The sequence below is a fragment of the Plantactinospora veratri genome (assembly GCF_036421995.1).
Taxonomy (GTDB): domain Bacteria; phylum Actinomycetota; class Actinomycetes; order Mycobacteriales; family Micromonosporaceae; genus Plantactinospora; species Plantactinospora veratri.
Genome location: NZ_JAZGQL010000012.1, coordinates 279559 through 290185, shown reverse-complemented (window position 1 = coordinate 290185; position 10627 = coordinate 279559). Strand labels below are relative to the sequence as shown.

8 protein-coding genes are annotated in these 10627 nt (G+C 72.7%); 1 reads left to right on the top strand and 7 read right to left on the bottom strand.

Going from position 1 to position 10627, the window contains the following annotated elements; genetic code table 11:
• Positions 1 to 115 precede the first annotated feature (115 nt).
• The 7 genes from V1634_RS18080 to V1634_RS18050 all read right to left on the bottom strand — a co-directional run bounded on the left by V1634_RS18080 (position 116) and on the right by V1634_RS18050 (position 9550).
• Positions 116 to 3004, bottom strand: coding sequence for a DUF5682 family protein (locus V1634_RS18080; RefSeq protein ID WP_331209021.1), 2889 nt, complete (start codon positions 3002 to 3004; stop codon positions 116 to 118).
• Positions 3001 to 4113, bottom strand: a complete 1113-nt coding sequence (locus tag V1634_RS18075; protein WP_331209020.1) for an ATP-binding protein — start codon at positions 4111 to 4113, stop codon at positions 3001 to 3003. Before V1634_RS18075 ends, V1634_RS18080 begins: the two co-directional genes overlap by 4 nt.
• A gap of 12 nt (positions 4114 to 4125) precedes the next feature.
• A complete protein-coding gene (locus V1634_RS18070; protein WP_331209019.1) occupies positions 4126 to 5541 on the bottom strand; it encodes a VWA domain-containing protein in 1416 nt (471 codons plus the stop codon).
• The gene (locus V1634_RS18065; RefSeq protein WP_331209018.1) at positions 5538 to 6953 is read right to left on the bottom strand and encodes a hypothetical protein; all 1416 of its coding nucleotides are present in this window, start codon (positions 6951 to 6953) and stop codon (positions 5538 to 5540) included. The genes V1634_RS18070 and V1634_RS18065 overlap by 4 nt, the downstream gene beginning before the upstream one ends.
• Positions 6953 to 7456 (bottom strand): hypothetical protein, encoded by a 504-nt coding sequence (locus tag V1634_RS18060; RefSeq protein WP_331209017.1) that lies wholly within the window; start codon positions 7454 to 7456, stop codon positions 6953 to 6955. The genes V1634_RS18065 and V1634_RS18060 overlap by 1 nt, the downstream gene beginning before the upstream one ends.
• Positions 7457 to 7664: 208 nt before the next feature.
• Entirely contained in the window at positions 7665 to 8504 is an 840-nt protein-coding gene (locus V1634_RS18055) for an ABC transporter permease (protein WP_331209016.1), read from the bottom strand.
• A complete protein-coding gene (locus V1634_RS18050) occupies positions 8501 to 9550 on the bottom strand; it encodes an ATP-binding cassette domain-containing protein (RefSeq protein WP_456238619.1) in 1050 nt (349 codons plus the stop codon). Before V1634_RS18050 ends, V1634_RS18055 begins: the two co-directional genes overlap by 4 nt.
• A 63-nt stretch (positions 9551 to 9613) precedes the next feature.
• Between V1634_RS18050 and V1634_RS18045 the strand changes: the two genes are divergently transcribed.
• Positions 9614 to 10594 (top strand): helix-turn-helix transcriptional regulator, encoded by a 981-nt coding sequence (locus V1634_RS18045; protein WP_331209015.1) that lies wholly within the window; start codon positions 9614 to 9616, stop codon positions 10592 to 10594.
• Positions 10595 to 10627: the final 33 nt, after the last annotated feature.

Here is a 10627-nt window from a genome sequence, read left to right as displayed (position 1 = left end):
CGGACGCCACCTCCAGAAGCAGCTACAGCGCCGGTACAGGTGGCGGTCCGGCCGGCGCTCGTCCCTGGTGGGGAGGATCCACGCCGCAGCCCCGGGGCGGTCGCCCGGTTCCGGTTCACCGGGAGCCGGCCGTCTCGGCGAGCAACTCGACGACGGCAGCCGCGGTCGCCGGATGCGCGCGTAGCAGCAACGCCGGCCCGCTCGGCGGTGACTCGCCCCCGCCCGCCCCGGCCGGCTGCCAACCGGCGTCGCAGCCGAGCAGTTCGGCAACGGCGTCGCAGGCGGCGGGATGCTCACGCAGCAACCCGACCGCAGGCCCGGACGACGACACCGGGCTACCAGCCAGGGCATCCGGCGCGGGCGAGGCGGTCGGGTCGGACGCCCAGGGCGGCACCCAGGAATCGAGCGCGGCGAGACCGGCCGGGAAGGTCCGGCCCGCCTCCCGGACCAGCAGCGGGACGAGTTCGCAGGCCTGCTCCCGCAGCGTCGTGATCAGCTTGGGCAGCCAGGGCAGCAGCACCGGATCGGGCAGCCGGGCGAACGCCTCGGAGATCACCTCCACGACGAACGAGGCCAGTGACGGCACCGGCTCCAGCGCCTGTACGAAGCCGCTCAGGTAGTGCGGGAACGCCGGCACGACGAGCGGATTCGTCAACAGTTCGGCACAGCGGGACCGGAGCTGTGCCATCGACAGCAGCCCCAGTTGGGACTGGGCGGCCCAGAGCAGCGCCACCTTCGCCGGTGCCTCCGGGTGCGACTGGCGCACCGCCAGCTCCAGTTGGGCACGGTCGCAGCCGAGGGACAACGCCAGGCTCTCCATGGAGAAGAGGAAGCCGAGCATCGCCCCGACCTGGCGTACCCCGGTCTCGTCGTCGGTGAAGGCGGTCGGCAGCAGGGTGCAGTAGTGCGCGTACCCGGTCGTCACGAAGGACTCGCACCAGGCCGGCAGCTCCGGCTCGGTGGTGCGGTGGTGCGCCAGCAGCCGGCGGATCCGGCGCAGCACCTCCGGCGCCTCGTCCAGGGTGCGCTCGGCGGAGAGCAGTTCGACGGCCCGGCAGCCGAGTTCGTCGACGAAGCGCCGGCTGGGCAGGAACAGGATCGCGTCCTCCACCGCCGCCAGCGCGACCGCGGCGGTGGCGTCCGGAGCCCAGACCGAGCGACGCAGCCGCTTCTCCAGCACCTGTTCGACGGTGATGCCCTCGTAGCCCAGCTCGATCACCGCGCGCTGGTGCCGGCCCAGCCCCAGATCCCAGCTCTCCTGGATGGAACGCTCGCCGAGCCGCCGATCCCCCATGATCGGCCGGACGACGCCGTCGGGCAGCAGGCGGTGCAGCACCCAGAGCAGATCCGAGCAGGGCGCCAACTCAGGGCGGGCGGTCAGGTCCAGCAGGGCCCGCTGGATGGTGCGGGTCTCCAGGGCGAGCCCCAGCGGCGCGAGCCGGTCGAAGACGTCCCGGGCCAGCGGCGGCAGCGCGTCGTAGCCGACCTGGCCGATCCGGTCGCCGCCGAGCAGGATCTCGCAGAGCCGGCGTACGTCCCGCCGGCCGGGGACGACGTCCTTCTCGATACAGGTGACCGCCGCGTCCGAGAAGTCGTAGGGCGTCGGTCGGGCCCGGTTGCGGATCCCGGCCAGCAGGATCGAGGTCTCGAAGACCGCGATCGCGTCGGCCGTGCTGGCCAGGTAGCCGTTGCGGCGGGCCAGCCGCACGATGTCGACGCACCAGCCGAGCAACTCCGCCTCGTCGACCTCGTCCAGCACCGGCGGCCGGGAGAGAAACCCGGAGAGCCGGTCGGTGACCGGTGCCGGCGCCGCCGCAGGCTGCTTCTTCGCCCTTCCCCGCTTACGGCCCGCCTGCTGCCCCGCCAGCTGGTACGGCGTGACACCGCCCCGGCCCACCGCCTTCGCCCAGCCGGCCTGGGCGATCGACACCGACCCGGGAGCGAGGTCGAACTGCCGCTCGATCGCCGAGTGGCTGGACGGGATGAGCCCGTACAGCCAGCGGGTGGCGGTGGGTGGGCTGATCTCCCAGTCGGGGGTGCCGGGTGCGGTGCCGAACTCCTCGACCGGGCTGGCCGCGTGGAAGGCGCCGCAGACGTAGAGGCAGCGGGACCGGTCGACGCCGGTGGCCGCCAGGTGCTGGCGCATCCGGGTCCACATGTGGCGCTCGCGGTCGGAGTCCCGGTCGTCGTGACCGGGGTCGGCCGGTGGACGCAGTCGCCGGAACAGGCTGCCGATCAGGACCATGACCTGCCGGTACGTGTCGTAGTCGGCGTCGGCGAGCGGCTGCTCGACGTACTGGTCCCACCACTCGGACCAGTGCCGCACCCTACCGTGGTGCAGCAGGTAGGAGCGGAGTTCGGCGAACCGGGGACGCAGGTCGCCGATGCCGATCCCGACCGCCTCCCCGTGCAGGGCCGCCTCCTCCGCCGGCTGCCCGCCGGATCCGTCCGGGGTCGCATCGGAGTCGCCGGACTCGGGCCCGACGCCGGATGCCGGATCGGTCGACGTCCACTGGAAGACGTGGTCCGCCGACCGGTCCACCAGGACCAGCTCGACGCCCGGGGTGTCCAGCGCGTACGCGATGGCCTGGTATTCCGCCGACGCCTCGCTGATCGGGGCGACGATGTTGAGCGGTGCCCAGGCCGACGGGAACCCGTCGAGATCGGACGCGAACGCCTGCAACGCCACCGGCAGCCGGCAGTTGCGCAGCTCCTCCAGCAGCGGTCGCAGGTCCTCGCAGAGTTCCAGGTAGATGACGGCGGGCTGCTTCTCGCGGAGCCGGCGGGCCATCGCCAGCGCGGAGGCGGGTGAGTGGTGGCAGACCGGGAAGATCTCCAACTCCTCCCCCAGTGCCCGGTCGACGTCGTCGACGATCCCGGTGAGGATCTCGGCCACCGCGCCCGGACCACCGGCGAACGTGGTCGCCGCCGCCTCAAGCTGCGCGCGCAGCGGGGCGAACGTGCCCGCCGACCGGTCCGGGGGAACGGATACCCGCCCGCTCACGACAGCGTCGCGATCGCCTCGCGACCGCCCTCGAGGAACTCCGGCCACGACCCGCCGTCGGCCTTGCTGCGCGGCTCGACCACGCCGTGCCAGTACTTGTTCAGGATCGCCAGGTCCTCCGGTGCACGCCGGGCCAGCGAGCCGACCAGTGAGCCGGCCAGCGTGCCGGCCCGCAGCGTCCGGTCGCCGAAGAAGTGGCTGTGCAGGATCGCGTCCTCCAGCACACCGATCTGCTCGGCGGTGGAGAGCGCCGACTCCAACTTCTCGTCGTCGCTGCCGGCCGCGGCCGCCGCCGCCCGCAGGTCCGCGAAGCTCTGCAACAGGATGTCCAGCAGCGTCGGCGGCACGTCCAGTTCGATCCGGTGCCGGCGCAGCAGTTCGGTGGTACGGAACCGGACGATCTCCGCCTCGCTGCGCTTGTTCGTCACCACCGGGATCCGGACGAAGTTGAACCGGCGCTTGAGTGCCGAGGAGAGGTCGTTCACGCCCCGGTCCCGGCTGTTCGCGGTGGCGATGATCGAGAAGCCCGGCTGGGCGAAGACGATGTTGTCGTCGTCCAGCTCCGGGATGGAGACGTACTTCTCGGAGAGAATGGAGATCAACGCGTCCTGGACGTCGCTGGTCGACCGGGTCAGCTCCTCGAACCGCCCGATCACCCCCTGCTCCATCGCCGTCATGATCGGCGACGGGATCATCGACTCCCGGGACTGGCCCCGGGCGATCACCATCGAGACGTTCCACGAGTATTTGATGTGGTCCTCGGTGGTGCCGGCGGTGCCCTGCACCACCAGCGTGGAGTTGCGGCAGATCGCGGCGGCGAGCAGCTCGGCGAGCCAGCTCTTGCCGGTGCCGGGGTCACCGATCAGCAGCAGGCCCCGGTCCGAGGCCAGGGTCACGATGCTGCGCTCGACGAAACTCCGGTCGCCGAACCACTTCTGCGAGATCTCCCGGTCGAGGCCGTCGGCCCGCTCGGAGCCGAGCACGAAGAGCCGGACCATCCGCGGGCTGAGCCGCCAGGAGAACGGCCTGGGTCCGTCGTCGACCGACTCCAGCCAGTCGAGTTCCTCGGCGTACTTCACCTCGGCGGGGGCACGCAACATGTCGGTCATTCGGTGGGTCTCCTAGCTGAGGAAGTTCTTGAGTTCGAAGACGAGCTTGCGGATGTGCCCGGAGAGGACCGGCGCACCGAGATCCTTGAAACGCTGCCGGAACCACGGGTTCACGCTCTGCTGGCCGCCGCTGTTGACCGAGCCGACCGGGATCACCCGTACCCCGCTGCGGTGCGCCGCCGCGAGGCCGTCGAAGACGCCCTGCGGATTCGCCTCGTAGTAGTCCGAGATCCACACCAGTACGGTGTTGCGCGGCTCGGCGATCTTCGGTCGTACCAGGGTGAGCGCGGCGGTGCCGTCCGTCCCGCCGCCCAGCTTGGTCCGCAGCAGCACCTCGAAGGGGTCGTGCACCCACGGCGTCAGGTCCAGCGCGCGGGTGTCGTACGCCACCAGGTGCACGTCGACCTTGGGCAGCCCGGCGAAGATCGAGGCCAGGATGGTGCAGTTCACCATCGCGTCGACCATCGACCCGGACTGGTCGACCACCACGATCAACCGGGCCGGGGTGGTCCGCCGGGCGGTCTGCCGGTAGTAGAGCCGGTCGACGTAGAGCCGCTGGTCCTCCGGGTTCCAGTTGGTGAGGTTCTTCCAGATGGTGCGTTCCAGGTCGAGGTTGCGGAACGCCCGCTTCGGCGGCACGGAGCGGTCGATGGTGCCGACGCTGGTCTGCTGCACCTGGGTACGCAGCACCTCGGCGACCTCGTCGACGAAGCGCCGGATCAGCGCCTTGGCGTTCGCCAGCGCCACACCCGACAGGTTGTGCTTGTCCCGCAGCAGTTGCTCGATCAGCGACATGCTCGGGGTCAGCTTGCTGGCCAGCGCGCTGTTGCCGAGCACCTCGCGCAACCGCATCCGGCGCACCAGGTCGCCCTCGATCCCGGCCAGCACCCCGGCCAGTTCGCCGGTGCCGGGCTGGGTCCCGACGCCGGGCCCGCCGGTGGCGCCTGGCCGACCGCCACGCAGCTGCCCCGGCTCCAGCCCGAGCGCCTGCTCGAACCAGCCGGCGTCGGACTGCCAGCGGGCCAGTTCGGTGGCGGTGACGTTGCCCGTACCGGTCGCGAAGACGTTGAGCAGCAACTTCGACACCAGGGCGGCCCGGCGTACCTCCGCGTTGCCGACCTGCTCGTCGGAGCCGCCGGGCGACGCCGGAGCGCCGGTGGAGTCCTCCTCGGCGGGTGGCGCCGTCATCAGGTCCCGCAGGTCGGCGGCGAGCTCGGGGAAGCGCTGCACGATGGTGTCGACCGAGACCGCCGGATCCAGCAGTGCCGCCGGCAGGCCGAGGTCGTCGACGATCGCCACGCTGGCCGACTCCAGCGCCGGCTGCTCGTCCCCGTCGAAAAGCCTGGCCAGCAGGCGCCAGTAGAGCACCTGCCGCCGGTTGGCGTGGGTTCGGGCACCGCCGCTCGACTCTGCTCTCTGCCCGCTCATCGCCGCAGCAACCGTCCCGCCCGCTCGCGGAGTACGGCCACCGCGTCGCCGGACTTCGCCTCCGCCTTGACCACCCTGGGATCGGTCGGGCCGAGCGCCCAGTCACCGGTGTGCGCCTCCGCCGTCGCGCGTTTCGAGGTGTGTCGCACTGCGAGCGGTTGCAACAGCCAGCGGCCGGCGTCCCAGCGGAGCAGGCCGAGACAGGCCGACGACCTGGCGACCAGCTCCGGGGTCAGCGGCGCACAGCTGGGCAGCCGGGACACGTCGACCGGCAGGGACTGCCCACCGAGTTCCAGGGTGACTCCGCCCCGGTCGTCGGCGGTGGCGGAATAGCCCTCCAGGAGGACGGGTTCGGCGATGCGTACCGGATGGCGGTCCAGCGGTGCGACCGCCGGGGCGACCGCCTCGGGAAGCCGCAGCCGGGCGGTGGCGAACGGGTCGGCCGGCTCGGCCGGCCGGGCCTGGTCGTCCCGCCAGACCAGGTCGCCACCGGGCAGCAGCGGCAGGTCGGTGACCTCCACGGCGTGCCGCTGGGCGAGCGCGCCGAGCAGCACCCGGTGGCTGCCGAGCAGTCGCCAGACCGCCGGGCCGACGATGGTCTCCACCTTCGCGGCCGAGACGCTCGTCCGGACCAGCCGGGCCGGCGCACCGCCGGCCGGTTCGAGTACGGCGTGCACCTGCACCTGGATCGCGGTGCCGTGCTCGTGCACGTCGGCACCGAGCGGCAGCAGCCGTCCGGAGACCGGCGTGCCGGCGACCGGCCCGTCCGGCAGGGCACCGGGCTGGGCCAGCAGCAGGGCCCGGGTCCACAGGTCCGCCCAGCGCCGGGCCGGCAGCCGGTCCATTGTCGACACCGGGCAGCAGCCGCGCAGCTCGGCCGCCAGGCCGTCGAGGAGTACCGCCAGCCGGCGCAGCGCCGGCACGGCCAGCGCCGCGTCGAGGGTCGGCGCCGCGGCGGCGACCAGGTCGTGGTCGACGCCGCGCCAGCCCGCGATGGCCAGCTCCCGCAGCCAGGACCGGCATCCGGCCAGCACGTTGTCGGGCACGGACCCGGCGGTGCCGGCCGGCTCGGGTGCCGTCCGGTCCGCCCGGGTGCGGCCGAGCGCGCTGTCCAGCCGGGCGAGCAGCGCGTCGTGCACCGCGCCGAGCAGTGCGGCACGTCCGCCGGCCAGCGCGGTCAGGTGCTCGTCGGCGAGAGAACCCGCCACCACCTTCGCCACGGCTTCCCGGACCCGCTCGCCGAGTGGCGTCACCGTGAGGGTGTCGGCCAGCGCGGCCAGCGCCGCCCGGGGCTGCTCACCCAGCCGGGTGAAACCGTGGCTGAAACCGTCGTCGAAGCCGCCGACCAGGTCGAGCGCCTCCTCGACCCCGGGCTCGACGGTGGCGAGCCCGGCCAGTTGGGTGGCGAGCATCAGCCGACCGTCCCCATCGCCGGAAACCAGTGCAGTTCGGGCAGCGGCTCGGTGCTGCCCGGCACCTCCAGATAGGCCAGGTGCCGGAGGAACCGGCTGAAGACCACGGCCGCCGGTGTCGGCTCGGGACCGCCGGTCAGCCGGGCCGCCAGGTCGGCACCGGAGGACGCCCCGTCGGCCGCGTCGATCCGCAGATAGCGGGCGACCCGCTCGACGCCGTACTGCACGGTGGCCTCGTCCAGCAGCGCGTGCAGGTGCTTGCAGGGCGCGCCACGCAACCCGCCGCAGGGGCGGTTGTTGTTGGTGCTGCAGTTGAAGGCGTGGCTGCCGGCGACGATCGACGAGACGTAGACCCGCTCGATGTCCGAACCGCTCGACACGACACCCTGCAACCGACCGTCCGCCAACTCGACGAAGGGGACCTTCGCCAGCTTGCGGGGCCGCACCGCCGGCAGCACCCGGGCGACACTGCGCCGCTCCCACCCGTCCTCGATCGTTCCCACGACCCCCGCCCTTCTCGTTCGATGCCCCGAGAAGATAGACGGGCGCGGCGACATTTTCCGCCGCGCCCGGACGGAGCCCTGGACAGGGCCGCGGTGGCGCATCCAACGTGGACGTCCGGCGGTGGCGGTACGACCTTTCGGCAGTGGCGGCCTCCACCGGGGCGGGGTGGCGTGCGACCGCCGTACCCGCCCCGGCGGGCCAGTCTGCTCAGCCGGCGCTGCGGGCCATCGCCCGTACCCCGACGGCCAGGCCGACGGCGGCGGTGACCAGCGCCGCGACCCAGCCCCAGAGCACGGTCGACGAACCGATCTCACCGGCGAAGAGCGCGCGCTCGGCGTCGACCAGATAGGCCAACGGGTTGAAGTGCGCGGCGACCCGCATCCACCCCGGGCCGGTCTCCAACGGCAGCAGGATCCCGGAGAGCAGCATCAGCGGGAAGATCAGGGTCTGCTGCACGGCCCAGAACATCCAGTCCTGCTTGCGTACGGCGATCGCGAGCGAGTAGCTCAGCGCGCCGAGCCCGACGCCGAAGACCGCGAGCAGTGCCAACCCGACCAGCGCGCCGACCGGATAGAGCCGGAAGCCGAACGGGATCATCACCGCGACGATGATCGCCGCCTGCCCGGCAAGCGGCACCATCTCCTTGAGCGCCCGACCGACCAGCAGCGACGGGCGGGACAGCGGGGTGACCAGCATCCGCTCGTGCGCACCGGTCTGGAACTCGAAGAGCAGGTTCGCTCCGGTGGCCGAGGTGCCGAACAGGGCGGTCATCACCAGGATGGCCGGTACGAACCACTGCCACACGCCACCGGCGCCGAGGGCGGTACCGGCCTGGCCGCCGAGCGAGCCGACCAGCAGCGGCCCGAACAGGCCGAGGAAGACCAGCGGTTGCACCATGCCGAAGATGAGCGAGAACGGGTCGTGCCGCAGCGGACGCAGTTCCCGGGCCAGCACGATGCCGGTGTCCCGGAGCAGGCCGGCCGGACCCGTCCGGCGTTCCGCCGGAACCGGGATCGGCGAGGGGGCGGTGGCACCGATGGCGGTCATGGGAGGTCCTTCCGGGTCTGCGGGTCCTGCGGGCCGTCCTGCGCGGTCGGGGTGTCGTGCGCGGCCTCGCGCAGGCTGCGGCCGGTGAGGGTGAGGAACACGTCGTCGAGGGTGGGTTGGTGCGCCTGGGCGGTGCCGACCGGTACCCCTGCGGAGACCGCGGCCCGGAGCAGTTCCGGCAGCGCCGCCGGCCCGTCGGCGACGTGCGCCTCGACCCGGGATCCGGCACGGACCACGTCCCGGGCGCCGGGGAGCCGGTCGACGAGCCGGGCCAGTGGCGCGGCGTCGTCCCCGGCGACGGTGACCACGATCCGGTCCCCGGCGAGCTTCGCCTTCAGCGCCGCCGCAGACTCGTCGGCGATGATCTCGCCGTGGTCGACGATGACAACCCGCTCGGCCATCGAGTCCGCCTCGTCGAGGTAGTGCGTGCTGAGCACCACCGTCATCGTGGCCTCGGCGCGCATCCGCAGGATGTGCTCCCAGAGGTTCGCCCGGTTCTGCGGGTCCAGCCCGGTCGAGGGCTCGTCGAGGAAGAGCAGGGACGGCGCGTGCACCAGGCCCATCGCCACGTCCAGCCGGCGACGCTGCCCGCCGGAGAGGGCCGAGACCTTCCGGTCGGCGAGGTCGGCGAGGTCGAGGTTGTCCAGCAGCTCGTCGGCCCGTCGCCGGGCGGCACGCCGGTCCAGGCCGTAGATCGCGCCCTGGGTACGCAACTCGTCGCGGACCCGCTGGCTGTGCCCGGCCCCGTTGCCCTGGCCGACGTACCCGATGTGCCGGCGGACCTTGCCCGGGTCGCGTACCACGTCGTGGCCGGCGACGGTGGCGGTGCCGGAGGTCGGGGCGATCAGCGTGGTGAGCATCCGCATCGTGGTCGTCTTGCCGGCGCCGTTCGGGCCGAGCAGCGCGACCAGTTCGCCGGGTTCGATCCGCAGGTTGACGCCCCGGACGGCGTGCACGGTCTGGGTGCTGCTCACGACGAAATCCCGGGTGAGCGAGCGGGCGTCGATCATCGGTTGCTCCCCCGGTCGGAGGATCGGTTCTGTCATGCCCGAAACGCTAGGTCGCATAGCGGCCACTTTCTGGCCTGAATGTCGGGCAGACTTGCCGGCATGGCGAACACCAGCTCCCGGACCCTCCGCCTGCTCTCCCTCTTGCAGACCCACCGCTACTGGCCCGGCACCGAACTCGCCGACCGACTCGGCGTCTCGGTCCGTACCCTCCGCCGCGACGTCGACCGGCTGCGCGAACTCGGCTACCCGGTCGACGCGCACCGTGGCGTCGACGGCGGATACCAGCTCGCCCCGGGCGCCGCCCTGCCCCCACTGGTGGTCGACGACGAGGAGGCCGTCGCACTCGCCGTCGGGTTGCAGGCCGCCGCACACGGGGCGGTCGCCGGCATCCAGGAGTCGTCGATCCGGGCCTTCACCAAGGTCGTCCAGGTGATGCCGGCCCGGCTGCGGCGTCGGGTCGACGCGCTGCGCGCGATGACCGTACCGGCGTTCTGGGGCGACGGTGGCGGGCCGACCGTCGAGGCGGCGGTCCTCACCACCGTCGCCCAGGCCTGCCGGGACACCGAACGGCTGCACTTCGGCTACACCGCCCGGGACGGGCAGCGGACCGAACGGCACGTCGAGCCGTACCGGCTGGTCTCGCTCGGCCGGCGGTGGTATCTGGTCGGCTACGACCTGACCCGGCACGACTGGCGCAGCTTCCGGCTCGACCGGCTGCACGAGCCGCGCGGCACCGGCGCCCGGTTCCATCCCCGGCAACTCCCCGCCGAGGACGCCGCCACGTTCGTCCGGGCCGGCATCGAGAACCTGCCCGCGCCGTACCGGGTCGAGGTGCTGGTCCGGGCACCGCTGGCCGTCGTGCAGGAGCGGCTGTCCCGCTGGGCCACCATCGAGTACGTCGACGAGCGGCACTGCCGGATGGTGATGACCACCGACACCCTGGACTGGCCGACCATGGCGCTCGGCGCGCTCGGCGCGGAGTTCGAGGTGCTTTCCCCGCCCGAGCTGACCGACCAGCTCCGGGAGTGGAGCGATCGGTTCCGGCGCGCGACCGATCCGGCGGCCGGCGCCGACGACTGACCCGGTCAGTCGGGCGTCCTGTCGGCGGGGGGC

What these genes read in the sequence shown, in the direction of transcription:
- V1634_RS18075 (WP_331209020.1), bottom strand. Translation starts at nt 4,113, where the DNA reads ATGACCGACATGTTGCGTGCCCCCGCCGAGGTGAAGTACGCCGAGGAA.
- V1634_RS18070 (WP_331209019.1), bottom strand. Translation starts at nt 5,541, where the DNA reads ATGAGCGGGCAGAGAGCAGAGTCGAGCGGCGGTGCCCGAACCCACGCC.
- V1634_RS18065 (WP_331209018.1), bottom strand. Translation starts at nt 6,953, where the DNA reads ATGCTCGCCACCCAACTGGCCGGGCTCGCCACCGTCGAGCCCGGGGTC.
- V1634_RS18055 (WP_331209016.1), bottom strand. Translation starts at nt 8,504, where the DNA reads ATGACCGCCATCGGTGCCACCGCCCCCTCGCCGATCCCGGTTCCGGCG.
- V1634_RS18050 (WP_456238619.1), bottom strand. Translation starts at nt 9,550, where the DNA reads ATGACAGAACCGATCCTCCGACCGGGGGAGCAACCGATGATCGACGCC.
- V1634_RS18045 (WP_331209015.1), top strand. Translation starts at nt 9,614, where the DNA reads ATGGCGAACACCAGCTCCCGGACCCTCCGCCTGCTCTCCCTCTTGCAG.